A 23572-nucleotide genomic window follows, 5' to 3' on the forward strand; every position below is an offset into this window, starting at 1 on the left:
AACGCGATACCGTTACCGGCCCGCTTTTAATTTCTGGTAATACTCTTCGTAGAGGCGGCTGGCGTCACCGACATCGTTCTGCCATTCACCTTTGCTGATGGTTTCGGCATCCGGATAGAGCGATTTATCGTTAGCCACTTCAGGCTTCAGCAGCTTGCGTGCGGCGAGGTTTGGCGTCGGGTAGCCAATCGTCTCGGCAACCTGTTTCGCTACGTCCGGGCGCAGCAGGAAGTTAATCAGCTTGTGTGCCCCTTCAACATTTTTCGCGTTGGCGGGGATCGCAAGGCTGTCCATCCAGAAGATCCCGCCTTCTTTCGGCCAGACCACCTCAAGCGGCGTACCGGCCTGGCGGGCGACATACGCAGAGCCGTTCCACACCATTCCCAGATTCACTTCGCCTTCCATATACGGGTTTGCCGGGTTATCAGAGTTGAACGCCGCCACGTTAGGCATCAGCTTTTTCAGCTCGGCATATGCCGCTTCAATCTCTTTAGGATCCGTCGTGTTGCCCGAGTAGCCCAGCTTGCGCAGCGCGACCTGGAACACTTCACGCGCGTCGTCGGTTAATAGCAGGCTACCCTTGTATTCTGGTTTCCACAGGTCGGCCCAGCTTGTCACCGCTTTCGGATCGACGGCATCGCTGTTCACGCCGATAGCGGTCGCACCCCAGATGTACGGAATGGAGTAGTCGTTATTGGGGTCGAACGGCTTGTTGAGCATCTCTGGATCGAGGTTTGCAAAATTGGTTAGCTTCGTTTTGTCGATCTTCTGAATCATGCCCTCTTTGCGCATTTTGTCGACAAAGTAGGTGGAAGGCACGACCAGATCGTACGCGCCGTCTTTGTAGGTTTTCAGCTTGGCGTACATGGTTTCGTTCGACTCGTAGGTCGAGTAGATAACCTTGATGCCCGTCTCCTTTGTGAACTGTTCCAGCAGGCCCGGCGGCACGTACTCGGTCCAGTTGTAGAAGTAGAGCGTTTTGCTGTCATCAGCGTGCGCGGCACCCATGCCAAGCACCAGCGCCGCAGCGGCGAGCATTTTTTTCATTTCATTGTCCCCTGAGATTTTGTTTTATCACGAGCAATAACCTGGCTGGCGATCACCAGAACCAGCGAAAACACCAGCAGAATGGTCGCCAGCGCGTTCACCTCCGGTGAGACGCCAACTTTCACCATTGAATAAATCTTCAACGGCAGAATTTCATAGCTCGGACCGGTGACGAAGGAGGACACGACCACGTCATCCATCGAAAGGGTGAAGCTAAGTAGCCAACCGGCCGCCACGGCGGGCATCGCCAGCGGCAGGATGATTTTGCGCAGGATGGTCATCTCGCTGGCGCCCAGATCTTTCGCCGCCTCCAGCATGCGCACGTCGAACCCTTTCAGGCGCGCGAAAACGGTCACCACCACAAACGGCAGGCAGAAGGTGATATGCGAGAACAGCAGCGACCAGAAGCCAAGCTGTACGCCCAGCAGCATAAACAGCACCAGCAGCGAAATGGCCATCACGATGTCCGGCGACATCATCACCACAAACAGCATACCGCTGACGAACGGTTTGCCGCGAAAGCGATAGCGGTACAGCGCCACGGCGGTGAGCGAGCCAATCAGCGTCGCAAAGGTGGCGGAGAAGATCGCCATCGTCAGCGAGTGCTGAGCGGCCTGCAGGAGGCTGTCGTTGTTAATCAGCAGGCTGTACCAGCTGGTGGTAAAACCCTGCCAGTTAATCCCGAAGCGTGAGCTGTTAAACGAGTTCACGATCAAAATAACGATCGGGATATAGAGCCAGGCATAAATGGCGGTCATAAAACCGCCGCGAAGCAGTCGACCGATCATTCGAGTTCCACCTTTTTATTCAGCAAGCGTGAGGCGCGCCAGTAGACCAGCAGCATCAGGCCCATGATCACCGTCAGCGTAATGCTGGTCGCGGACCCGAACGGCCAGTCGCGGATGTTCAGGAACTGGCTCTTGATTACGTTACCGATCAGCAGGTTTTTCGCGCCGCCCATCAGATCCGACACGTAGAACAAGCCCATCGCCGGGAGCATCACCAGCAGACAGCCCGCGATAATGCCCGGCATGGTCAGCGGGATAATAATGCGGATGAAGGTCTGCAGCTTGTTAGCGCCCAGATCTTTTGCCGCCTCCAGCAGCGGTTTATCCAGCTTCTCGATGCTGGAGTAGAGCGGCATCACCATAAACGGCAGCAGGATATAGACCAGGCCGACAATCACCGCGCTCGGGGTAAACATGATGCGGATCGGCGTATCAATCACTCCCAGCCACAGCAGAAACTCGTTGAGATAGCCTTTAGTGCTCAGGAAGATTTTCAGCCCGTAGATGCGGATTAACGAGTTGGTCCAGAAGGGAACAATCAGTAAAAACAGCAGCAGGGGCCGCACCTTTTGCGGCAGGCCCGCGAGGAACCATGCGAAAGGATACCCCAGCACCAGACAGGCAAGGGTGGCAATCAGCGCCATATTGAGCGAGTGCAGCAGCACGTCAAAATAGAGCGGATCGAGCAGGCGCGCGTAGTTGTCCAGCGTAAAGACCAGCGAAACGAAGCTAGCGTCGTCGCGGGTCAGAAAGCTGGTGGCAACGATCATCAGGTTGGGTAAAAAGACAAACAGCACAAGCCAACCGACGATCGTGGCAATCACCACATTCTGGAATTTACTTGTGTTCTTCATCAGCCAGCACAACCTCCCAGCTTTCTACCCAGTTGATAACCATTTTCTGGTCGAGAGAGTGGTCGAAGTCAGGGTCGTCTTCGTTAAAGAACTCGCTGACCATCACCATCTTGCCGTTCTCCAGCTCGACAACGGACTCCAGCGTCATCCCTTTGTAGTTGCGCTCGCGGATATAGCCGATTAACCCTTCGGCCTCGGTATTGCCGTGAATTTCCTCGACGCGCAGATCTTCCGGGCGCAGCAGAACGTTGAGTTTTTGTCCCTTTTCGACGGGGAAATTCACCGTGATATTGCACTCGCGTCCTTCAACGCTGGCGCGCACGCGCTGGTCGTCCAGACGCTCAATCACCGTGGCGTCGAAGATATTGATCTCGCCAATGAAGCTGGCGACAAACAGATTCTTCGGCTCTTCGTAGATTTCGCGCGGCGTGCCGTCCTGCTCGATTTTGCCGTCGCGCATTACCACGATGCGGTCGGACATGGTCAGGGCCTCTTCCTGATCGTGGGTGACAAACACAAAGGTAATGCCGAGCTTGCGCTGCAGGGCTTTAAGCTCGTTCTGCATCTGCTTGCGCAGCTTGTAATCCAGCGCGGAGAGGGATTCATCCAGCAGGAGCAGGCGCGGCTTGTTGACCACGGCGCGGGCGATGGCCACGCGCTGCTGCTGGCCGCCGGAAAGCTGATGGGGTTTACGCTCGGCAAACGTCTCAAGCTGCACCATGCGCAGGGCGTCGGTGACGCGCGGTTCGATCTCATTCGCCGGCGTTTTTTGCATCCGCAGGCCAAACGCCACGTTTTCAAACACGGTCATGTGCGGGAACAGGGCGTAGCTCTGAAAAACGGTATTGACGTGGCGGTCTTCGGCAGGAACCTGGGTGATGTCCTGGTTTTCAAGATGGATATGGCCGTTATCGACGCTTTCCAGCCCGGCGATAAGGCGCAGTACGGTTGTTTTGCCGCAGCCCGAGGGGCCAAGCAGCGTCAGAAACTCACCGTCATTGATGGTCAGAGTGAGGTCGGAAATAACGTCTTTACCATCAAAACTTTTACGAATTCGTTCCAGTTGCACCAGCGGTGAACGTGAACGGGATTGTGTATTCAATTTTTGCGCTGTCCCATATAGACGCCTCAGGCAGCAGACTGAAGCGGGGTTTGTGTGTAACCACCTTGGTGACTCGTAATGAGGGCGGACATTCTACGGCAATCCCCTGCGAACGCCAAACCTTGTCACTGATTCATAAGCTACATTTACTAACGCATAACCATATAAACGGAAAATATTCTCGTTTGCGGGATAAAAGTGACCTGACGCAATATTTGCGTTTTGATGCTTACTGATAATGTTGTCACGAAAAGTGAGGGTGACTGCATGGATAAATTACTTGAGCGTTTTTTACAGTACGTTTCGCTGGATACCCAATCTAAGCCGGGTGTTCGCCAGGTGCCGAGCACTGAAGGCCAGTGGAAGTTATTAAACCTGCTTAAAGAGCAGCTTGACGCCATGGGGCTGGTCAACGTCACGTTAAGCGAAAAAGGCACTGTGATGGCAACGCTGCCGGCGAATGTCCCGGGTGATATTCCGGCGATTGGCTTTATCTCCCATGTCGACACCTCTCCGGATTTTAGCGGTAAACATGTGAACCCGCAGATTGTGGAAAACTACCGCGGCGGCGATATTGCGCTGGGCATTGGCGACGAGGTGCTCTCGCCGGTGATGTTCCCCGTGCTGCACCAGCTGCTCGGTCAGACGCTGATCACCACCGACGGGAAGACGCTGCTGGGGGCGGATGACAAGGCGGGTATCGCGGAAATCATGACGGCGCTGGCGGTGCTGAAGGGCAAAAATATCCCGCACGGGGATATCCGCGTGGCCTTTACGCCGGATGAAGAGGTCGGCAAGGGCGCGAAGCACTTCGACGTGGAAGCCTTTAACGCGCAGTGGGCCTATACCGTCGACGGCGGCGGCGTCGGTGAACTGGAGTATGAAAACTTCAATGCTGCGTCTGTCACCATCAAAATTGTCGGCAACAACGTTCATCCCGGCTCGGCGAAAGGCGTCATGGTGAACGCGCTGTCGCTGGCGTCCAGAATTCATGCAGAAGTCCCGGCGGAAGAGAGCCCTGAACAGACCGAAGGGTATGAAGGTTTCTATCACCTGACCAGCATCAAAGGCACCGTGGACAGCGCGCAGATGCACTACATCATCCGCGATTTCGACCGCAAAGCCTTTGAGGCACGCAAGCGTAAGATGATGGAGATCGCCAAGAAGGTCGGTAAAGGATTACACCCTGATTGCTATATTGAGCTGATCATTGAAGACAGCTATTACAACATGCGCGAGAAGGTGATGGCGCATCCGCATATTCTCGATATCGCCCAGCAGGCGATGCGCGACTGCGATATTGAACCGCAGCTGAAGCCGATTCGCGGCGGCACCGACGGTTCTCAGCTGTCGTTTATGGGGCTGCCGTGCCCGAACCTGTTTACCGGTGGCTACAACTACCATGGCAAGCATGAGTTTGTGACGCTGGAAGGGATGGAAAAAGCGGTGAAGGTGATAGTGCGGATAGCGGAGTTGACCGCGAAGCGGTAAGAAAAAGCCCGGTGGCGAAGCGCTTACCGGGCATTAGAGCGACTCAGTCCTCAAAGAACCAGTACCCGCTGTTGACCAGCGCGGCCAGCATCGCGAGGAAGGAAGGATCTTCCAGCGCATCGCCAAAGGTGTCGGCAGTCAGCACCAGATGGCTGGCAATGGCTTCCAGCGCCGGACGGTGCGGAGAGTCCAGCTTCTCGCCGTTGACGAACACCTCTTCACCAATGCGCAGCACGCGCAACCCGCCCAGACGCGTCAGCTTGTCGCCCTGCTGAAGCGCATCATAAATCTCGTCAGCCTGATAAGGCGGCTCCGGCGGCGCAACGTCCAGCTCATGACGAGACTGGCTGATAAACTCACCAAACCACTGTTTGAAGTGCTCCGGCTCGTTGATCAAATCCAGCATCATGCCGCGCAGCTTATCGAGTTCTTCTGGCAGAATATCCGCCGGATGCTCGCGCGCAGGCACATCAGGGTCGCTGTAACGATAGCTGCCCAGCTCGCGTTGCAGAACGTAGTCGGCAAATCCGCTGATCATCTCGCGGCCGCTCGGCGCGCGGAACCCTACGGAGTAGTTGAGTGAGTTTTCCAGGGAGTAGCCTTCGTGAGGGAATCCCGGCGGAATATAGAGAATATCGCCCGGCTCCAGCTCTTCGTCGATAATCCCTTCAAACGGGTCAACCTGAAGCAGGTCAGGATGCGGGCAGTGCTGCTTCATCGGCACTTTTTCGCCCACGCGCCAGCGGCGGCGGCCCGTACCCTGAATGATGAACACGTCGTACTGGTCAAGATGTGGACCTACGCCGCCGCCCGGCACGGAGAAGGAGATCATCAGATCGTCCATGCGCCAGTCGGGCAGGGCGCGGAACGGGCGCATTAGCGCGGCAGTCGGCTCGTGCCAGTGGTTGACCGCCTGCACCAGCAGCGACCAGTTGTTTTCACCGAGGTGATCGTAGCTTTCGAAAGGACCGTGGCTAACCTGCCATTTCCCGTCCTGGTGGCTGACCAGACGGCTGTCGACTTCGTTTTCCATGGCCAGACCTGCCAGCTCGTCAGGCGAGATAGGGTCGACAAAATTGCTGAATCCGCGTTTCAGAACCACCGGGCGTTTTTGCCAGTAACGTTCAATAAACTCGGGCCAGTTAAGCGTTAAGTGATAATCCATATTTTTTTATTCCGCAGGCTCTTACTGACTCGGATTATAACGGAAGCTCAGCCCCCCGGCTGCGAGATCCTCGCATTTTTCACATAACGGGTTAACTATCGTTCAATATGGGCTGCTGGCGACCAAAAATAACCTCCATTCTGGCGCCGCCCAGCAGGCTTTCGCTGGTTTCTATTTTTCCGTCGTACTGGTCGACAATCTCACGCGCGACGGCTAACCCGACGCCCTGACCGGGACGCAGCGTATCGGCGCGCTGACCGCGATCGAACACCACATCGCGTTTATTGCGCGGGATCCCCGGGCCATCATCCTCAACGATAATATGCAGTTCGGTTTCCGTCTGACGCGCAGACACTTCCACGAACTCCAGACAGTATTTGCAGGCGTTATCCAGCAGGTTACCCATCACTTCCATGAAGTCATTTTTTTCACCCACAAAGCTTATCTCTGGCGAAATATCGAGGCTGATGTTCACCCCTTTACGCTGATACACCTTGTTGAGGGCGGACGTGAGGTTATCCAGAAGCGGTGCTACCGGGTGCAGCTCGCGGCTCAGGAGCGCGCTGCCGGAACGCATGCTGGCGCGATGCAGGTAATAGCCAATTTGCTGTGAAATACGGCTGATCTGTTCCAGCATCACCGGCTCGGCATCATCGACGCTCAGCTTCGAACTGCGCATTGAACGCAGGGTACTTTGCATGACGGCCAGCGGTGTTTTCAGGCTGTGGGTCAGGTCGGTAAGGGTGGTACGGTATTTATCGTAGCGTTCGCGTTCACTTTTCAGCAGGCGGTTGAGGTTACGCACCAGGCTGGTGAGCTCGCGGGTGGTTTCCGGGTTCAGCTTCTCGCGATGATGTTCTTCCAGCTCACGAACCTCTTTCGCCAGTGACTCAATGGGGCGCAAGCTCCACCACGCCGCCACCCACAGCAGCGGGATCACCAGCAGGAGATTCGCAGCCAGAACGTAGATGAACCAGCTCCAGACCATATAAGAACGCTTCAGCTCGACCGGAATGGTGTCGATCACCACAATGGTCAGCTGCGGCATGTTTAGCGTCGCCGGATAGAGGTTAATCGCGACGGAGTGCGTCATCTCCGTTTCGGCGTTGTCGGCGCGGATCTCGTTCAGCTTTTGCTGCAGGGAGCGATCTTCACGGATCAGCGAGCTGGTGGTGTTGAGATCGGCTTCAATTTCATGAAACCCGTTGGTTTTGAGCCAGTCCGGACGAATGCTTTTAACCAGCCAGGGGATATCACGCTGCGCCCACAGTAATTTCCCTTTTTCGTTATAAATCAGGGCCAGCGTTGGACTCTGCTGGTTGAGGTTTTCCGGCATTTCGACGGTGATTCGGTTGTTTTCCCACTTCGCCAGGGTATAAAACAGATTGCTTTCACCGCGCAACAGTCGAAAGGTGGTTTTATCAAAGCTGACGCTGTAGCCCACCAGGGCGACCATGCCGTAGGAGAGCGACAGCACCAGCACGACGGCGGCTGTTGCCAGTAAGAAACGAACCCGCAGCGAGAGGGGCAGAATGTGGCGCAAAATTACTCTCATTTAGCGTAATTCGAACAGGTAGCCCTGGCCACGGACGGTGGTAATCACATCCTGCGGATACTGCGCCTGAATTTTCTTACGCAAACGGCCCATCAGCACGTCAATGGTATGGCTCTCGCGCAGTTCAGCATCAGGATAAAGCTGGAGCATTAAGGAATCTTTGCTCACCACTTTGCCATTGTTACGGATCAGCGTTTCCATGATGGTGTATTCGAAGGCGGTGAGCTTGATCACTTCATCATTGATCGCTAATTCCCGGCGGGAGAGATCGACCTGGAATGGTGGGATGGAAATAACCTGTGAAGCCAGCCCGCTGTTGCGGCGTAACAGCGCCTGCATGCGCGCCGCCACCTCTTCGATATGAAACGGCTTGGTGACGTAATCGTCTGCACCCGCGCTGAGCACTTCGACCTTATCCTGCCAGCCTTCACGGGCGGTCAGAACCAGAACCGGCAGGGAGACATCGTGGCTGCGCCAGCGGCGAATTAACGACAGACCGTCTTCGTCAGGCAACCCTAAATCGACAATGGCGATATCCGGCAGGTGTTCATTGAGATAATAATCGGCTTCTTTTGCATCTTCAGCATCGTCCACCTGATGTCCCATCTCCTGAAGCTGAACCTTCAGGTGATGGCGTAGCAATGCGTTATCCTCAACAACCAGTACGCGCATCATCTCTTCTCCCTAAATAATTGGTATGAATAGTTTAACGCTGATTATGTTGTTGTGGGGATAAACATTGAGTAAACCGGGGAAAGCATCCCCCTTTTCGGGCGAAAAGGGGGAGAGGGGCGTTACTTCAGCTCGTCGACCATGGTGATGGCGCGGCCAATGTAGTTCGCCGGGGTCATCGCCTTCAGGCGCGTTTTCTCTTCTTCCGGCAGCGCCAGACCGTCGATAAACTGCTTCATGCCTTCGGCGTCAACGCGTTTGCCGCGGGTCAGCTCTTTCAGCTTCTCGTAAGGTTTTTCGATACCGTAACGGCGCATCACGGTCTGGATTGGCTCCGCCAGCACTTCCCAGTTGTGGTCCAGCTCGTCCAGCAGACGGTCACGGTTCACTTCTAGCTTGCTCACGCCTTTCAGGGTGGACTGGTACGCGATCAGCGCGTAGCCAATGCCCACGCCCAGGTTACGCAGTACGGTGGAGTCGGTCAGGTCGCGCTGCCAGCGGGATACCGGCAGTTTGCTTGCCATATGCTGCAGCACGGCGTTCGCCAGGCCCAGGTTGCCTTCGGAGTTTTCGAAGTCGATTGGGTTTACTTTGTGCGGCATGGTGGAAGAGCCGATTTCACCGGCGATGGTTTTCTGCTTGAAGTGGTTGAGGGCGATGTAGCCCCACACGTCGCGATCGAAGTCGATCAGGATGGTGTTGAAGCGCGCGATGCAGTCAAACAGTTCGGCGATATAGTCGTGCGGCTCAATCTGCGTGGTGTACGGGTTCCACTGAATGCCCAGAGAGGTCACGAACTCTTCGCTGAACTGGTGCCAGTCCACTTCCGGGTAAGCGGCGATGTGGGCGTTATAGTTACCGACCGCGCCGTTGATTTTGCCGAGGATCTCAACCTGCTCCAGCTGACGGTACTGGCGCTCCATACGATACGCGACGTTCGCCATCTCTTTACCCATCGTGGATGGGGTGGCTGGCTGGCCGTGGGTACGGGAGAGCAGCGGAATGTCGCGGTATTCCACGGACAGCGCTTTAACCGCGTCGATGATTTTACGCCAGTAAGGCAGCACCACCTCTTTACGCGCGGTGGAGAGCATCAGCGCGTGAGAGAGGTTGTTGATGTCTTCAGAGGTACAGGCGAAGTGAATGAACTCAGACACGGCATGCAGCGCAGGGACGCTTTCCACTTTCTCTTTCAGGAAGTACTCAACCGCTTTCACGTCGTGGTTGGTGGTGCGTTCAATGGTTTTAATGCGCGCGGCGTCTTGTTCGCTAAACTCGGCAACGATTTTATCAAGGTAATCGTTTGCCTTTTCGTCAAAAGCAGGAACTTCCTTGATTGCTGCCTGGGCGGCCAGCTTTTGCAGCCAGCGTACTTCAACCTGAACACGGAACTTCAGCAAACCATATTCGCTGAAGATCCCGCGCAGCGCGCTGACTTTATCGCCGTAGCGTCCATCGACAGGGGATACGGCGGTCAGTGAGGATAATTCCATAATTCGCAACTCCGGGAGGTTAACAATGAGCAAGAATTTGTTTTGCCTGAGTGGTCAGGCGATTACGAGAAAACATTAACTGCAGGCGGCCACCGCCCACCTGGTGCCACAGCACGGCGGCGCGGATACCTGCCAGCAGGGACGCGCGCACTTTTGCCTGTACCTGCGGACTTTGCAGCACGGCAGGGGATCCGGTGACCTGAATACGCGGGCCCAGCGGGCTGATGACGTCAACATAAATGCCGGCCATAGCGCTCAGCAGCGTTTCGGACTGCAGATCAAAATGGTCAAGCTGGCGCTGTAACCCGGCAATGCGATCGCCCAGGGTATTCATTGCGCCTTTTGCAGCGCTCAGCTTACGCTCCAGCACCATCAGGCTCAGCGTGTAGCGGGTCAGCTCCGCGTTTAATCCCTGACGGCTGCTGGCGTTAAGCACGCCGAGCAGGGTTTCAAGACCGAGACGAAGATTGGTTTCACTGCCGCCGAACACGCCCAGGGTCGAGCCGGGGTTGAGATCGATAACGCTGTTCAGTGAAACGTGCAGGGCATCTGCGTCGCAATGACCTTGATGCGCCAGCTGTTGCACCAGACGGGCTGACTGGCAAATTCCCGCCAGCGCCAGGGTGATGTCATAGTAGTTCTTCGCCACACGGTCTCCTTTATGTGTGAATCGTATTAAACAGCAGGCAGCGGCAGGCGCTGTTCAATGATCCCGCCGCCCAGACAGATTTCGCCGCTGTAGAAGACAGCAGACTGACCCGGGGTGACGGCGGCGACCGGCTCGTCGAAACGCACGTCAATGCGATCGTCATCGAGCGCGGTAATGGTGCATGGAATATCGGTCTGACGGTAGCGGGTTTTCACCGTGCAGCGCAGGGTGCCTTTCAGCGGCTCACGATCGACCCAGTGCAGCTGCTGCGCGATAAGTCCAACGGACATCAGACGCGGATGATCGTGTCCCTGTGCAACAACCAGAATATTGTTTTCGACGTCTTTGTCGACAACATACCATGGATCTTCGCTACCTTCTTTGGTCCCGCCAATACCCAGGCCTTTACGCTGGCCGAGCGTGTGGTACATCAGCCCCTGATGCTGGCCAATCTCTTCCCCGTCGACGGTGACAATTTTACCCGGCTGTGCAGGCAGGTAACGTCCCAGGAAATCGCGGAATTTGCGCTCGCCGATGAAGCAGATGCCGGTAGAGTCTTTTTTCTTCGCGGTGATGAGGTCCAGCTCTTCGGCAATTTTACGCACCTGCGGCTTTTCCAGCTCGCCGACCGGGAACAGGCTCTGGGCGATTTGCTCGTGGCTCAGCGTATAGAGGAAATAGCTTTGATCTTTGTTGCCGTCCAGACCGCGCAGCAGCTGGCTTTTGCCATTGACGTCTGCACGGCGCACGTAGTGACCGGTCGCGATGTAGTCAGCGCCCAGATCTTCCGCGGCGAATTCCAGGAAGGCCTTAAATTTGATCTCTTTGTTGCACAGAATATCCGGGTTCGGCGTGCGGCCCGCTTTGTACTCTTCCAGGAAAAGTTCAAAAACGTTGTCCCAGTATTCTGCGGCAAAGTTAACGGTGTGCAGTTCAATGCCGAGCTTGTCGCATACGGCCTGCGCGTCGGCGAGATCCGCTGCGGCGGTGCAGTATTCCTCGCCATCATCTTCCTCCCAGTTCTTCATGAACAGGCCCTCCACCTTATAGCCCTGTTGCTGTAACAGGTAGGCGGAAACGGAGGAATCGACACCGCCGGACATGCCGACGATCACTTTTTTCTGGCTGTTATCTGACATGGAATACTCACGACATTGAACTTCAAGGCGGCGTATTCTATCACGCCCCCCTACCATTGACACCCTCTGTAAACGGCCAGTTAAATGCGCCGATGACATCCAGCGGCAGGCGTGCGCCTGACTGCCAGCAGCGAATGCTTTCCGCAACCAGCGGCGAGCGCAGGTTTGGCGCGTTCAGGATCTCGTCGGCGGTGACCCAAAGACAGCGATCGATATCGTCATCCTGCGGCTCTGTGGCGCACGTTTCGCTAAGCTCAACGGCGAATAAAAAGCGCAGAAACGGGGTGTGATCCGGCGCGATCCACTGGTGCATACGGATGAAGTGCTGGGGCTCAGCGTGGATGCCGGTCTCTTCCCACAGCTCGCGTTTTGCTGCCTGCAGCAGGGTTTCATTGGCTTCAAGGTGTCCGGCAGGCTGGTTCCACAGCGCTTTGCCGTTAATGCTCTCTTCAACAACAAGGAATTTACCCCTGGCGTGGACCACGCAGGCAACCGTGACATGAGGTTTAAACATAGTGACTCCTTAAGGGGTGACGTCGCGCCATTCGCCGTTTGCCAGCGTTTCCAGGGTGTAGCTGCCCATGGCGTAGCGAATCAGACGCAGGGTAGGGAAGCCGACGTGTGCGGTCATGCGGCGAACCTGGCGGTTGCGGCCTTCATAAAGGGTGATTTTGAGCCAGCTTGTCGGAATGGATTTGCGTTCGCGAATCGGCGGGTTGCGCGGCCACAGCCACTCCGGCTCATTCACGCGTTCAATACCTGCGGGCAGGGTTGGGCCGTCGTTCAACGTCACGCCGCTGCGTAGCGCTGCCAGCGTCGCGTCATCCGGCTCGCCTTCCACCTGGACGAAGTAGATTTTGCCGGTGCGTTTACCCGGCTGCGTGAGCTTTGCCTGCAACGCGCCGTCGTTGGTTAAGACCAGAAGGCCTTCGCTGTCGCGGTCCAGGCGCCCGGCCGCGTAGACTCCCTGCACGGGGATGTAGTCCTTCAGCGTGCTGCGCCCGGCTTCATCGGTAAACTGCGGCAAAACATCGTAGGGTTTATTGAACAAAATAACCCGCTTCGGCTGGGTTTCCTGCGGTCTTCTGGCGGCTTGTCGCGAGCTGAATCGCTCAACCCGGTGTTTTGTAAAAGAAGTTTTCTTCATGGTATTTTCAGGCGTTATCAATTGCCGCATTATAGCCTAATAACGAAGACCTTTCATGGCGCAGGACAATCAGGTACTATCGAAGGGCTCATTACAATTTATTAACATAAGATCAGTAACAACCAGAAGCGCTCGAAGGAGAGGTTAATGGAAAGCAAAGTAGTTGTTCCGGCGGAAGGTAAAAAGATCACCCTGCAAAACGGCAAGATTAACGTTCCTCACAATCCGATTATCCCGTTCATCGAAGGTGACGGTATCGGTGTAGACGTTACCCCGGCGATGCTGAAAGTGGTTGATGCCGCTGTTGAGAAAGCCTACAAAGGCGAGCGTAAAATTTCCTGGATGGAAATTTACACCGGTGAGAAATCTACTCAAGTTTATGGCCAGGACGTCTGGCTGCCAGCAGAAACGCTGGACCTGATCCGCGACTACCGCGTTGCTATTAAAGGCCCACTGACGACGCCAGTTGGCGGCGGTATCCGTTCCCTGAACGTGGCACTGCGTCAGGAGCTGGACCTGTACGTGTGTCTGCGTCCGGTTCGTTACTATCAGGGCACCCCAAGCCCGGTTAAGCACCCTGAACTGACCGATATGGTTATCTTCCGCGAAAACTCAGAAGACATCTACGCGGGTATCGAATGGAAAGCGGACTCTGCTGACGCAGAAAAAGTGATTAAATTCCTGCGCGAAGAGATGGGCGTGAAGAAAATTCGCTTCCCTGAGCATTGCGGTATCGGCATCAAGCCATGCTCTGAAGACGGTACTAAACGTCTGGTGCGTGCGGCCATCGAATACGCGATCACCAACGACCGTGACTCTGTGACTCTGGTTCACAAAGGCAACATCATGAAGTTCACCGAAGGCGCGTTCAAAGACTGGGGCTACCAGTTGGCGAAAGAAGAGTTCGGCGGTGAGCTGATCGACGGCGGCCCATGGCAGAAGATCAAGAACCCGAACACCGGCAAAGAGATCATCATTAAAGATGTGATCGCCGATGCGTTCCTGCAGCAGATCCTGCTGCGTCCTGCAGAATACGACGTGATTGCCTGTATGAACCTGAACGGTGACTACATCTCTGACGCCCTGGCTGCTCAGGTTGGCGGTATCGGTATCGCCCCTGGCGCGAACATCGGTGACGAGTGCGCTCTGTTCGAAGCGACCCACGGTACTGCACCTAAATATGCAGGCCAGGACAAAGTGAACCCAGGCTCTATCATCCTGTCCGCAGAGATGATGCTGCGCCACATGGAATGGTTCGAAGCCGCAGACCTGATCGTTAAGGGTATGGAAGGCGCGATCAACGCGAAAACCGTAACTTACGATTTCGAACGTCTGATGGAAGGCGCTAAGCTGCTGAAATGTTCAGAGTTTGGCGACGCGATTATCGCGAACATGTAATCCAGATTCTGGGTTAAACAAGAGCGGGGGCCTGAGGGTTCCCGTTTTTTTGCCTCTGCCTGCGGGAGACAACACGATGTTAGCCACTGTACTTATCGCTGTCGTTGCACTCATCCATCTCTACATTCTTGTGCTGGAAATGTTCCTGTGGAATACCAAAACAGGGCATAAGGCCTTTAATCTGCGTCCTGATTTTGCGCGCGAGACCCGCGTGCTGGCCGCGAATCAGGGGCTGTATAACGGTTTTCTGGCAACTGGGCTGCTCTGGAGCCTCTGGCTCGGGGAAAAGGGGATTCAGGTGGCCATCTTCTTCCTGACCTGCGTGCTGATCGCCGGACTCTTTGGCGCAGCCACCGCCAGCCGAAAAATTTTGTATGTACAGGCCGCGCCCGCTCTCGCAGCGCTGCTTGCGTTACTCATCTGAAGCAATGCTTTGGTTGAGATAAGGCGTCCGATATACTGATGGCTTTACCCGTAAAGATTAGCGACGAGACAGTTATGAACAACGATATCCCACTGAAATATTATGACATTGCCGATGAGTACGCGACGGAAGCCGCTGAGCCGGTCGCTGAGTCAGAGCGTGACGCGCTGGCACATTATTTCCAGCTGCTGATCACCCGTTTATCGAATAATGAAGAGATTAGCGAGGAAGCCCAGCAGGAGATGGCCACTGAGGCCGGGATCCGTGCGGGTCGCGTTGATGATATTGCGAACTTCCTCAATCAGTGGGGAAATGAATAGTCTGCTTCAAAAGCCGTTATGCTGATGCTTGGCGATACAGCTCAGCATCACGCTATCGGACCACATGCATTTTTTCCGCAGAATATGCGAAGCGGGGGCGTCGATAAACAGCGCGAAAATAACGGTCAGACAAAAGAGTACTACTGGGAATAGTAAGGATAATTTCACGTTTTTAACCAAAATATGAGTGTGCTTCAGGGTAATCTACCGTCTGAATGTGACGACTATATGTTTTTGCGTAAAAAATAGAAATGCCCGACTGGAAAAAAACGGACGCGCAAGGCTTCGGGTTACGGTGCGACCCCGGTGAGTCGCTTCGCCAGCCCGCTCCGGGTGAGCGCTTTTGAAAAATACCATCCCTGAATCAGCGCATCGGGATATCTGCTTGCAATAAAGCGATATTGAATTTCATTTTCCACGCCCTCGAAAACAAGCGTTTTATTCAATCTTGCAAGGGCATCGCAGAAGATTGCAAAGATGTTTTGCTTATAATGCTCGCTGATGCCGTCCACCAGCGACTTATCAATTTTGATTTCATCGTATTCAAGCAGCGAAAGGCGGGCGAGATTGGAGTTTTGCACGCCAAAATCATCTATTGATATTTTAACGCCGAGCGATTTCAGCTCCTGACAGAATCCCTCGAGGATATCTGCCGTGGAAACGGCTTTCTCAGAAAGTTCGACCTTCATCAGGGAAAGGGGAAGGTGATTGGCAAAACACGCACGACGCAAAATGGTAATGAACTGTCCATCTTCAATTTCCTTGTGCCCAACGTTTATTGAGACTATCAGCTGGTGTTTTATCGCCAGAGGGGCAATTTCGGAAAGGGATTTTTCGATAATATTACTGTAATATTTTTTATACAGACCGATCTTCTTAATTAATGGGATAAACAGCTCCGGAGAGACGTCCCCGTGTTTTTGGTCACGCCATCTCGACAGAACTTCTACACCCACGATTTTTTGATCGTGAATGCGAATAATGGGCTGATAGTTAACGCTGATGGTATTCGTGAGGACGGCTTTTATCAGCGTACGTTCCAGAGAAAAACGGTCTTCATAGATACGGAAGATAAATAACGTTATCGCAATCCAGATAAAACAGAGAATGACCGCGAGAAGCGCAAAGATAAACGAAGGTAACGAGGCCAGCCCGGCGTCGTGATGCTTCACGATGACGCACAGGTCCCAGAAGGCGCTGCACTGTGTCAGGGTCAGGGTAAACAACGTCGAATGCAGCCAGCTCTGCTGATTTAGCTCCGTGGCGGCCGAAAAAAAGACTCTGCCGAAGTCTTTGGTGGTAGCACTGAGCGAATAGCTTGCGGTGACCGGGGTGAATTTATCGTAAGCATAGCGGGAGGTGAAGATAATAATATTATTATAAATTGCCGCATTGCCCGTGAAAAAGTCTTTTCTCGAAAACTGGGCCAGGAGAAAGCCCCTCGGCGTTTTATGCAGTTCTGCAGGAAGTGGAACGGGCGTCGCGAGTTTCCCCCAAAAAGCGGTACAGACAATTTTTCCCTTCTCAATAAAGCCGATATCGGCAAAATAAAGATTATTAAGCTTAATTTGTCTGTAGCGATCGAGGCTGGTTTTATCACATCCCTGCGTCGTGATGCTTTTGAGACCCAGCGCCACGCTTTGGGACACGTCTTCTGAATAACGTAAAAGGGTATGGGATATTTCAAGCTGTTTGCTCTTCTGCTGACCGAAGATTACAGCATTGACCGCATAAAGAGACAGGAAAACCAGAAGCGTCGAAACGATAGCAACGGCAATGAGCTTTTTCATTTTCCAGATATCCAGTCCGCTCCCTGATTTCACAAATCTTAACACAGCCAGGGCAAGGAACAAGCCTGATAGTCACGTCATGTGAGTAAATGCCGGCAGGTGAACTCATACGAAAGTATCAGTTTTTTAAGACAATTCTCAGCTAAGCTATTTTCATTGTTATAACCAATACCGGGTTAGCACAGGCTCTTCAACCAGAACATCCATGCTTGATTTTTCTATTAAGGAAAACATCGTGCGCAACGTGATGATCCCAATTCTTAGCGCTCTGTTTCTTTTTCTGAGCGGCATTTTGATTATTAACTGGCAGCTATGGCAGATGGCGAAACTGAGTAATAGTCATACCGCCACGGCCAGCACCCAAAAAATAGAAAACATTCTGGCTGAAGCCGTCAGTGCGGCCAGCACGGCAAAGCGCGTTGCGGCCGAAGGGTGTACCAGTAGCGGACAGCTGGCGCTGGGGACAGAGGCAGCGCTGAAACCGCATCTGCGCGCCATCATGATCGAGCTGCAGGGTAAAATCATCTGTACTTCCCTTCCCGGGAATGGCATGTTGATTATTCATCCTGAGACGTTACCTGCCGAAAAATTGATGCTGTTACCCGGCAATCGACTGGTGAACGGCATTCCGGTGCTTATCTTCCAGATGCCCATCGCGGGAGGGCGCGTCATTGTCAGCATCAGTGACGCGCATTTGCAGGACGTCATTGCAAGCGCATCGAACAGCGTGGACCTGGGGCTGGTTGTCGGCGAAAGCATGCTTGTTCGCAACGGCGATGTGAGGGGCTGGAAAGCGGCCTCCTGGACGGGAGCGCTTACGGCATCAACGCAATTTCCCTTCAGCCTTGCCTGGCAGCCTCCTGCCTTTTTCAGCCTGACGCGGCTTTTGCAACAGGGATGGAGCCTGATACTGCTTATTCTTGCGCTATCGGTGGCGGTAGGCATTTTGATCCGCAGATACAAGGGGAAAAGCACCTCATTTGAAGACGACTTACGTAAGGCCATTTTTCAGGGGGAGATCGAGCCTTATTACCAGCCGATCGTGAACGGCGATACCGGCGGGCTGTACGGCGTTGAGGTCCTGGCAAGATGGAAGCATCCAAAGTCAGGCTTTATCCCGCCGGATGTCTTTATTCCGATTGCCGAACGCAGCGGGTTGATTATTCCGCTGACCAAAGGATTGATGGCGAAAGTGGTGACCCAGCTTAAGCCGCTTTTGCCTAATCTACCGGACGGGTTTCATATCGGGGTAAACATCAGCGCCAGGCATATTAATGCGCCTTCATTTATCGGTGACTGTCGCGTCTTCGGGAACGGGTTTCAGGGTAAAGAGGTCAAACTGGTTCTTGAGGTGACCGAGCGTGAACCGCTGATCGATAATCCTCACCTCGTGGAAAACCTCAACATGCTGCATAAAGCCGGTTTTGTTATTGCCCTGGATGATTTTGGTACGGGGTATTCCGGGCTGTCATGCCTTAATGCACTGGCCATTGATTATATTAAAATTGATAAAAGCTTTGTGAACCGGGTTTCAGAGGAAAAAGACTCAACGATTCTGCTGGACTGCGTCATTGACCTGGCGAAAAAACTCTCATTGCGCATTGTCGCTGAAGGCGTAGAAACAAAAGAGCAACTGGAGTATCTCAACCGTAATGAGATAACCCTGTTACAGGGATATTATTTTGGTAAACCCGTATCCTATATCGATTTTATTAAAGTCATTTTATCTAAACCCAGGGAGACCGTTAGTTTGTAAAACGAAATAAAGACGAGCTTCTGTTGTATGCTTAAGTGCAATTCATTTTCCTCTTATCCCGAGCTTTGTTACAGTGACAAGAGTTGTCAGCCAGGGATGTCAGGCGTGATAAGGTGGAAAAGCTCGTGCATGTGAAAAATACTTTTTACACAACAACCATTACCGTCATCATTGTCTCATTGATCATCTCGCTGTCGCTTGCCGTCCAAATTGCCACGTCCAGACAGCAGTCAATACAGCAAATTAATACCAGCGTTGCTAACCTGAGCCATACCCTTGATGTCTATACCGAGGGGATCATGCGTCAAAGCGAAATGTTAATTACTACCGTTTCCGACATAATCGAAATTTATGGCATGACGCCGCAACAGGCGACCAATATTCAGCGGATGATAAATAATCAGGATAATCTTCTTACCCAGATAAATAATGTGGTTGTTTACGACGCTCAGGGCGATATCTTTACCGCGCTGCACGAAACTTTTACAGGCCCACGCAAAGGATCGGACAGGTCATTTTTTATCTATCACAAGGAAAATAAAAATCAGCAGATTTTTATTGGTGAGCCCGTGGTAAGCAGAACCAATGGCAAATGGGTCATTACCATTAGTCGTCGTCTTGAAACCCACACCGGAGCATTTAACGGTGTCGTGGTGGTGACGCTGGGTATCGAGAATTTTCTCGCGCTTTACGGGCAGATTAATATTGGTCATCTGGGCGTCATTGGCTTAACGACGCAATCCGGCGTGCTGCTGGTCCGTCACCCCTTTAAAAATACCTACGTCGGCACGATTTTTTCTGATTCACCCCTCTTCAGGAAATACCTTAAGGTACAGAATACCGGGATAGCCAGTTCCGTTTCGCGGTTTGATAAAATCGAGCGCATTTATGCCTATGAGAAAAACCGACGCTACGGGCTGGTGACCACCGTGGCCGTCAGCATTGATGAAGCCCTCGCTCCGTGGCGCAAGCAGGCCATTCAGCTGGCGCTACTCATTTTCGTTTTCACTGCGATACTTATCGTCGCGTCATACTTCCTGTATTTCGACTTATCCAGAAAAACCAGAGATAATAAGGCGCTGAAGATTATCGCTTCCGAGGATGCGTTGACCGGGCTGTACAACCGTCGCATTTTTGATGAAAGAATCCTCTCTGAAATCGCGACTTGTGCCGCACATGACGCAGCAATTTCCATACTGATTGTGGACGTGGACTACTTCAAAAAATACAACGATAACTACGGCCATCCGGAAGGGGACCGGTGTCTGACGCTGCTGGGAAACAGTCTCAGGGAGAGCCTTACCCGTGATAATCAGATTGTAGCGCGCTACGGCGGAGAGGAGTTTGCGCTGATATTGCCTGATACGGATATTCAGGAGGCGCTTCGACTGGCGCAGACGATTATTCGCAACGTGTTCTCCCTGCAAATCGCGCATGATTTTAGCCCCTTCGGACGGGTGACGGTAAGCGTCGGGATTTCCACCGCGCGTGCGGTCGACATCGCGGGCAGCCAGCAGAATATCATTATTGCCGCTGACCAGGCGCTCTATCAGGCAAAGCGCGCGGGACGTAACCGGTACGCGTTTGTTGGGGTATGAACAGAAAAAAAAGCCCACTCAGGAGTGGGCAAGAAATACTGGAAGCAATGTGAGCAATGTCGTACTGAATACCTGAGTGTTACGCTCAACTATTCAGTGTTGAGAAAGATAATCTTTCTCAACAAAAGATGCAACCCCACAGTTTATGCGGCAGGCTCTTTTTGTTGATGAATAATTGCGCATTCTCTCATTGTGATGCCTATCACAAATTTCCTTTCTGAAATCCTGTGCTATTCTTTTTTGTGTCGTTGATTTAATGACAAAAACCATACAGAGAGGAAAGTTATGGGAATTTTATCCTGGATTATCTTTGGGCTTATTGCGGGTATTCTGGCGAAGTGGATCATGCCGGGCAAAGATGGCGGTGGGTTTATCGTCACCGTAATACTGGGTATTATCGGCGCGGTAGTCGGCGGCTGGATCAGTACGCTGTTCGGTTTTGGCAAAGTCGATGGCTTTAACTTCGGCAGCTTTGCCGTCGCGGTCATCGGTGCGCTGGTTGTTCTGTTTATCTACAGAAAAATCAAAAGCTAAGGCTTACAAGCGTTAAAAAAGGCTGCCAGATGGCGGCCTTTTTACGTAGTGGCGTTTACCACCAGCCAAGCTGCGTACCGGCAAACGCCGCGATGGCAACGATCAGCATAACGAGGGTCGTTTTTCTCATTTAAGCCCCAGGCGCCGCGTAACCACCGACAAAAAACCATGCTAAAAAAATCACTGCCGTTATAAAAATAACGACCGGGAAGAGGATCCCTATTCTCATATCATCACCTGTTTCGGTTTTTGTAACGCCGTAGAGTGTACGGGGTTAATCCATAGTGAGAAAGCGTGTTTTGCTTTTTCCTTTCTTATCCTGATACATCGCGACATCTGCGTCGCGTAATGCGCTGTCCGGATCGGTTACCCGAGGGTCCACTTCGATAACGCCGACGCTGGCTCCGGGGTAAATGAGGTTGACGCTACCCAGCCAGTATTCACCGGCAATACAGGCGCTGAGGCGCGTTTTGAGCAGCGTGATCTGCGCGTTATCTCCTTCGCTATGGGATGTGCTCAACGACGCGACCAGAAACTCATCGCCGCCCAGCCGGCCAATGATATCGTCCTGCTGTTTTTCTTCCGTCAGACGCTTGCCCACTTCAATCAGGAACTGGTCGCCAGCCTCGTGGCCGTAACGATCGTTAATTAGCTTGAAATCATCCAGATCGATGAACGCGATGACGGTGTTACGTTTAAGGTGCCGCGCCAGCGAAAATAGCGTGGTCAGATCTTCAAAAATGGCGCGACGGTTGGGTAAACCGGTAAGGGCATCCGTGTAAGAGTGCGCGATGAGGGCCGCATTGGCTTCGCGAAGCTGGGTTACCAGCGACTCTTTCTGAATGGACTGGGCAATCAGCCCGGCGAATAACTTTAGAACCTGTTCACCGCGCTCGCTAAGCGGCTTTCTGGCCGTGCTGGTGGCACAGAGCGTTCCGTAGAGTGAACCATCCGCAAGATGGACAGGAATACTCATGTAGGTCGTAATGCCGAGCGCTTTCGCCGTCTCGCACTCCGGCCAGCGTTCGGGAACGTCGTTGCTGAATACGGTGTCGCTATCCAGCGCGCGCTTGCACAGTGTTTCATCCCACGGGACGCTCAGCCCCTCAGGAATTGTCATCTGCTTGCTGTTGCGGGCGTAGAGGATATGCTGCAGTCGGGCTTCGATATCTACCTTGGTGAGGTAAGTCGACTCCATGTCAGTCACGATCTCCAGCATCTCCAGCAGCTGGCGAACGAGACCTTCAAGAGATTGTTCAGTGGCGAGGGTTTCTGAAACACGGGCAAGGATAATATCCGACATGACGTAGAATGACTCCCAGGCAGAAGACGTCTGCATCTGCATGTTATGCTGAATTTTTAGACTTCAGGCATAGTAAAACATGAATATAAAAAATTTAATATATGCAGGGAGAGGGCAGCAGCAGAGAAAAAAGGCCCCGTTGTTGAGACCGGGGCAAAGACATCTTGATTACGGAATGATGTTCTCTGGTCATATCGAGAACATGCCACACTATAGTGTTGAAAAGTGCAGTTAAAATGGAGAAATCATGGAGAAAGGGGCGATGACCCGTTACCCTTAGACTGTCATGATGTCAAAAGGATCAATGAGATGAGATTTCTGCTTCTGGCGCTGGCGCTTCCCCTGGCTGCCTGCACCGCGAAAACAACCCCACCCGATGCGCCGAAACCACCGCACGCTATCGGTATGGCGAACCCTGCCTCCGTGTACTGCCTGGAGAAAGGGGGGGAACAGGTCCCGGTTCAAAGCCCGCAGGGCGTCCGTACCGAGTGCAAATTACCGGGGGGCGAAGTGATTGATGAATGGACGCTCTATCGTCGCGACCATCCGCAACCCGCCAGGTGACAGACCTATATTGCCTGCGATACACTTCTCTTTAGGATTATTCTTAGCCAGTCCCTGGCTACCGTTACCGTGAGAGAAGTATGTTTCAGCTTAAACCGGGTAGCATGGCGATGATCATCGGTGCCCGCACGGCGTCAGGCCGTCGCAATATTGGTAAATCTGTTGAGCTGTTTGGCCTGTGTCAGCCCGGCCTGCGTTTCGTTAACCCGGTCAATGGCGTGATGACGCAATTACCCGCTACCGCCGATCGCGCCCTTTGGCTGGTGACTGGCGATGTTTACGCCTTTGACAACCAGCACGGCTTTGCGTTTGTCCGCGCCGAACATCTGATGCCGCTCACCCCCGATGAAGCGCCGCAAATGCTTGACGAGCTGGCGATCGGCTGATCAGAGATGGCGTAGCCAGTCGGCTAATACCAGGGCGTGATTCTGCTTTGTGTCTTTTGCAGCGTAGAGCAGGGTGACGGTCTGCCTGTTCGCCAGAGTCGCAAGACGCATTCCCTCGTCAGCATGCTGCGCCAGCTCTTCCCGATAGGCCTTGCTGAAGGCGGCGAAATCAATGGTTTCGCTATGAAAGGCCTTGCGTAATTCATTCGAGGGCGTGAGCGCTTTGCACCATTCATCATAGGTGAGGTCCGTTTTTTTAACCCCGCGCGGCCACAGTTTGTCCACCAGTACCCGATAGCCGTCGTCCGGACCAGCCTGCTCGTATACGCGTTTGCATTGAATCATAATTCCACCCTCCCAATTTAAGGTATTGTGATAATTGCAGAAGATCGGTAGT

25 protein-coding genes are annotated in these 23572 nt (G+C 53.4%); 9 read left to right on the top strand and 16 right to left on the bottom strand.

What is annotated here, in order from left to right:
* Window positions 1–12: 12 nt before the first annotated feature.
* From potD to potA, 4 genes are read right to left on the bottom strand one after another with little or no spacing between them, the layout of a single operon-like run.
* Window positions 13–1047, bottom strand: coding sequence for a spermidine/putrescine ABC transporter substrate-binding protein PotD (gene potD, locus ACZ6J2_RS00090; protein ID WP_471724436.1), 1035 nt, complete (start codon window positions 1045–1047; stop codon window positions 13–15).
* Entirely contained in the window at window positions 1044–1835 is a 792-nt protein-coding gene (potC, locus tag ACZ6J2_RS00095) for a spermidine/putrescine ABC transporter permease PotC (RefSeq protein WP_471724437.1), read from the bottom strand. Before potC ends, potD begins: the two co-directional genes overlap by 4 nt.
* Entirely contained in the window at window positions 1832–2689 is an 858-nt protein-coding gene (gene potB / locus ACZ6J2_RS00100; RefSeq protein WP_033145229.1) for a spermidine/putrescine ABC transporter permease PotB, read from the bottom strand. Before potB ends, potC begins: the two co-directional genes overlap by 4 nt.
* Window positions 2673–3821: a spermidine/putrescine ABC transporter ATP-binding protein PotA gene (potA, locus tag ACZ6J2_RS00105; protein WP_471725036.1), complete on the bottom strand. Its 1149-nt coding sequence runs from the start codon at window positions 3819–3821 to the stop codon at window positions 2673–2675. Before potA ends, potB begins: the two co-directional genes overlap by 17 nt.
* A 237-nt stretch (window positions 3822–4058) precedes the next feature.
* Between potA and pepT the strand changes: the two genes are divergently transcribed.
* A complete protein-coding gene (pepT, locus tag ACZ6J2_RS00110) occupies window positions 4059–5282 on the top strand; it encodes a peptidase T (protein ID WP_471724439.1) in 1224 nt (407 codons plus the stop codon).
* Between the two features lie 43 nt (window positions 5283–5325).
* On the opposite strand, the gene ACZ6J2_RS00115 is transcribed toward pepT, so the two are convergent.
* The 8 genes from ACZ6J2_RS00115 to rluE all read right to left on the bottom strand — a co-directional run bounded on the left by ACZ6J2_RS00115 (window position 5326) and on the right by rluE (window position 13132).
* The gene (locus ACZ6J2_RS00115; RefSeq protein WP_023311180.1) at window positions 5326–6447 is read right to left on the bottom strand and encodes a ribosomal protein uL16 3-hydroxylase; all 1122 of its coding nucleotides are present in this window, start codon (window positions 6445–6447) and stop codon (window positions 5326–5328) included.
* Between the two features lie 91 nt (window positions 6448–6538).
* Window positions 6539–8002 (bottom strand): two-component system sensor histidine kinase PhoQ, encoded by a 1464-nt coding sequence (gene phoQ, locus ACZ6J2_RS00120; RefSeq protein ID WP_471724440.1) that lies wholly within the window; start codon window positions 8000–8002, stop codon window positions 6539–6541.
* A complete protein-coding gene (phoP, locus tag ACZ6J2_RS00125) occupies window positions 8003–8674 on the bottom strand; it encodes a two-component system response regulator PhoP (RefSeq protein WP_028019015.1) in 672 nt (223 codons plus the stop codon).
* 122 nt (window positions 8675–8796) lie between these two features.
* Window positions 8797–10167 carry an adenylosuccinate lyase gene (purB, locus tag ACZ6J2_RS00130; RefSeq protein WP_008500757.1) on the bottom strand — a complete coding sequence of 457 codons (1371 nt, stop codon included), beginning with the start codon at window positions 10165–10167 and terminating at the stop codon, window positions 8797–8799.
* Window positions 10168–10186: 19 nt separating this feature from the next.
* On the bottom strand, window positions 10187–10816 hold the full coding sequence (gene hflD, locus ACZ6J2_RS00135) for a high frequency lysogenization protein HflD (protein WP_032657965.1): 630 nt from the start codon (window positions 10814–10816) through the stop codon (window positions 10187–10189).
* Window positions 10817–10842: 26 nt separating this feature from the next.
* A complete protein-coding gene (gene mnmA / locus ACZ6J2_RS00140) occupies window positions 10843–11955 on the bottom strand; it encodes a tRNA 2-thiouridine(34) synthase MnmA (protein ID WP_032657963.1) in 1113 nt (370 codons plus the stop codon).
* 40 nt (window positions 11956–11995) lie between these two features.
* The gene (locus tag ACZ6J2_RS00145) at window positions 11996–12469 is read right to left on the bottom strand and encodes an NUDIX hydrolase (RefSeq protein ID WP_471724442.1); all 474 of its coding nucleotides are present in this window, start codon (window positions 12467–12469) and stop codon (window positions 11996–11998) included.
* A 9-nt stretch (window positions 12470–12478) separates the two neighbouring features.
* Window positions 12479–13132, bottom strand: a complete 654-nt coding sequence (gene rluE / locus ACZ6J2_RS00150) for a 23S rRNA pseudouridine(2457) synthase RluE (RefSeq protein ID WP_023311239.1) — start codon at window positions 13130–13132, stop codon at window positions 12479–12481.
* Window positions 13133–13249: 117 nt separating this feature from the next.
* On the opposite strand from rluE, the gene icd reads away from it, so the two are divergent.
* From icd to ACZ6J2_RS00165, 3 genes are all read left to right on the top strand, one after another.
* Complete coding sequence (gene icd / locus ACZ6J2_RS00155; protein WP_032657958.1) at window positions 13250–14500, top strand: NADP-dependent isocitrate dehydrogenase; 1251 nt, start codon at window positions 13250–13252, stop codon at window positions 14498–14500.
* A gap of 76 nt (window positions 14501–14576) precedes the next feature.
* On the top strand, window positions 14577–14924 hold the full coding sequence (locus ACZ6J2_RS00160; RefSeq protein ID WP_471724443.1) for a DUF1304 domain-containing protein: 348 nt from the start codon (window positions 14577–14579) through the stop codon (window positions 14922–14924).
* A gap of 74 nt (window positions 14925–14998) precedes the next feature.
* Window positions 14999–15244 carry a YmjA family protein gene (locus ACZ6J2_RS00165; RefSeq protein ID WP_471724444.1) on the top strand — a complete coding sequence of 82 codons (246 nt, stop codon included), beginning with the start codon at window positions 14999–15001 and terminating at the stop codon, window positions 15242–15244.
* A 290-nt stretch (window positions 15245–15534) separates the two neighbouring features.
* Here ACZ6J2_RS00165 and ACZ6J2_RS00170 read toward each other — a convergent pair whose 3' ends face one another.
* Window positions 15535–17034: an EAL domain-containing protein gene (locus ACZ6J2_RS00170; protein WP_471724445.1), complete on the bottom strand. Its 1500-nt coding sequence runs from the start codon at window positions 17032–17034 to the stop codon at window positions 15535–15537.
* Window positions 17035–17239: 205 nt separating this feature from the next.
* Here ACZ6J2_RS00170 and ACZ6J2_RS00175 point away from each other — a divergent pair, with 205 nt between their 5' ends.
* The 3 genes from ACZ6J2_RS00175 (at window position 17240) to ACZ6J2_RS00185 (ending at window position 20922) form a co-directional block, all read left to right on the top strand.
* Window positions 17240–18790 (top strand): EAL domain-containing protein, encoded by a 1551-nt coding sequence (locus tag ACZ6J2_RS00175; protein ID WP_471724447.1) that lies wholly within the window; start codon window positions 17240–17242, stop codon window positions 18788–18790.
* A 113-nt stretch (window positions 18791–18903) separates the two neighbouring features.
* Window positions 18904–20388: a sensor domain-containing diguanylate cyclase gene (locus ACZ6J2_RS00180; protein WP_471724448.1), complete on the top strand. Its 1485-nt coding sequence runs from the start codon at window positions 18904–18906 to the stop codon at window positions 20386–20388.
* Between the two features lie 285 nt (window positions 20389–20673).
* Complete coding sequence (locus ACZ6J2_RS00185) at window positions 20674–20922, top strand: GlsB/YeaQ/YmgE family stress response membrane protein (RefSeq protein ID WP_006174788.1); 249 nt, start codon at window positions 20674–20676, stop codon at window positions 20920–20922.
* Window positions 20923–21052: 130 nt separating this feature from the next.
* Here the strand turns inward: ACZ6J2_RS00185 and ACZ6J2_RS00190 are convergent, their stop codons facing one another.
* The gene (locus ACZ6J2_RS00190; RefSeq protein ID WP_029739841.1) at window positions 21053–21151 is read right to left on the bottom strand and encodes a YoaK family small membrane protein; all 99 of its coding nucleotides are present in this window, start codon (window positions 21149–21151) and stop codon (window positions 21053–21055) included.
* Between the two features lie 45 nt (window positions 21152–21196).
* Window positions 21197–22225 carry a sensor domain-containing diguanylate cyclase gene (locus ACZ6J2_RS00195; protein WP_471725038.1) on the bottom strand — a complete coding sequence of 343 codons (1029 nt, stop codon included), beginning with the start codon at window positions 22223–22225 and terminating at the stop codon, window positions 21197–21199.
* Between the two features lie 309 nt (window positions 22226–22534).
* Between ACZ6J2_RS00195 and ACZ6J2_RS00200 the strand changes: the two genes are divergently transcribed.
* Complete coding sequence (locus ACZ6J2_RS00200) at window positions 22535–22789, top strand: DUF333 domain-containing protein (protein WP_395994780.1); 255 nt, start codon at window positions 22535–22537, stop codon at window positions 22787–22789.
* Between the two features lie 80 nt (window positions 22790–22869).
* Window positions 22870–23175: a nuclear transport factor 2 family protein gene (locus tag ACZ6J2_RS00205; RefSeq protein WP_023311247.1), complete on the top strand. Its 306-nt coding sequence runs from the start codon at window positions 22870–22872 to the stop codon at window positions 23173–23175.
* Here ACZ6J2_RS00205 and ACZ6J2_RS00210 read toward each other — a convergent pair whose 3' ends face one another.
* Window positions 23176–23520 carry a DUF488 domain-containing protein gene (locus tag ACZ6J2_RS00210; protein WP_471724449.1) on the bottom strand — a complete coding sequence of 115 codons (345 nt, stop codon included), beginning with the start codon at window positions 23518–23520 and terminating at the stop codon, window positions 23176–23178.
* Between the last annotated feature and the right edge of the window lie 52 nt (window positions 23521–23572).

The organism is Enterobacter sp. E14S (genome assembly GCF_055666685.1).

Excerpts from the sequence above, each read along its gene's own strand:
- potD (WP_471724436.1), bottom strand. The coding sequence starts at position 1,047 with ATGAAAAAAATGCTCGCCGCTGCGGCGCTGGTGCTTGGCATGGGTGCC.
- potC (WP_471724437.1), bottom strand. The coding sequence starts at position 1,835 with ATGATCGGTCGACTGCTTCGCGGCGGTTTTATGACCGCCATTTATGCC.
- potB (WP_033145229.1), bottom strand. The coding sequence starts at position 2,689 with ATGAAGAACACAAGTAAATTCCAGAATGTGGTGATTGCCACGATCGTC.
- pepT (WP_471724439.1), top strand. The coding sequence starts at position 4,059 with ATGGATAAATTACTTGAGCGTTTTTTACAGTACGTTTCGCTGGATACC.
- ACZ6J2_RS00115 (WP_023311180.1), bottom strand. The coding sequence starts at position 6,447 with ATGGATTATCACTTAACGCTTAACTGGCCCGAGTTTATTGAACGTTAC.
- phoQ (WP_471724440.1), bottom strand. The coding sequence starts at position 8,002 with ATGAGAGTAATTTTGCGCCACATTCTGCCCCTCTCGCTGCGGGTTCGT.
- phoP (WP_028019015.1), bottom strand. The coding sequence starts at position 8,674 with ATGCGCGTACTGGTTGTTGAGGATAACGCATTGCTACGCCATCACCTG.
- purB (WP_008500757.1), bottom strand. The coding sequence starts at position 10,167 with ATGGAATTATCCTCACTGACCGCCGTATCCCCTGTCGATGGACGCTAC.
- mnmA (WP_032657963.1), bottom strand. The coding sequence starts at position 11,955 with ATGTCAGATAACAGCCAGAAAAAAGTGATCGTCGGCATGTCCGGCGGT.
- ACZ6J2_RS00145 (WP_471724442.1), bottom strand. The coding sequence starts at position 12,469 with ATGTTTAAACCTCATGTCACGGTTGCCTGCGTGGTCCACGCCAGGGGT.
- rluE (WP_023311239.1), bottom strand. The coding sequence starts at position 13,132 with ATGCGGCAATTGATAACGCCTGAAAATACCATGAAGAAAACTTCTTTT.
- icd (WP_032657958.1), top strand. The coding sequence starts at position 13,250 with ATGGAAAGCAAAGTAGTTGTTCCGGCGGAAGGTAAAAAGATCACCCTG.
- ACZ6J2_RS00160 (WP_471724443.1), top strand. The coding sequence starts at position 14,577 with ATGTTAGCCACTGTACTTATCGCTGTCGTTGCACTCATCCATCTCTAC.
- ACZ6J2_RS00165 (WP_471724444.1), top strand. The coding sequence starts at position 14,999 with ATGAACAACGATATCCCACTGAAATATTATGACATTGCCGATGAGTAC.
- ACZ6J2_RS00170 (WP_471724445.1), bottom strand. The coding sequence starts at position 17,034 with ATGAAAAAGCTCATTGCCGTTGCTATCGTTTCGACGCTTCTGGTTTTC.
- ACZ6J2_RS00175 (WP_471724447.1), top strand. The coding sequence starts at position 17,240 with ATGCTTGATTTTTCTATTAAGGAAAACATCGTGCGCAACGTGATGATC.
- ACZ6J2_RS00185 (WP_006174788.1), top strand. The coding sequence starts at position 20,674 with ATGGGAATTTTATCCTGGATTATCTTTGGGCTTATTGCGGGTATTCTG.
- ACZ6J2_RS00190 (WP_029739841.1), bottom strand. The coding sequence starts at position 21,151 with ATGAGAATAGGGATCCTCTTCCCGGTCGTTATTTTTATAACGGCAGTG.
- ACZ6J2_RS00195 (WP_471725038.1), bottom strand. The coding sequence starts at position 22,225 with ATGTCGGATATTATCCTTGCCCGTGTTTCAGAAACCCTCGCCACTGAA.
- ACZ6J2_RS00200 (WP_395994780.1), top strand. The coding sequence starts at position 22,535 with ATGAGATTTCTGCTTCTGGCGCTGGCGCTTCCCCTGGCTGCCTGCACC.
- ACZ6J2_RS00205 (WP_023311247.1), top strand. The coding sequence starts at position 22,870 with ATGTTTCAGCTTAAACCGGGTAGCATGGCGATGATCATCGGTGCCCGC.
- ACZ6J2_RS00210 (WP_471724449.1), bottom strand. The coding sequence starts at position 23,520 with ATGATTCAATGCAAACGCGTATACGAGCAGGCTGGTCCGGACGACGGC.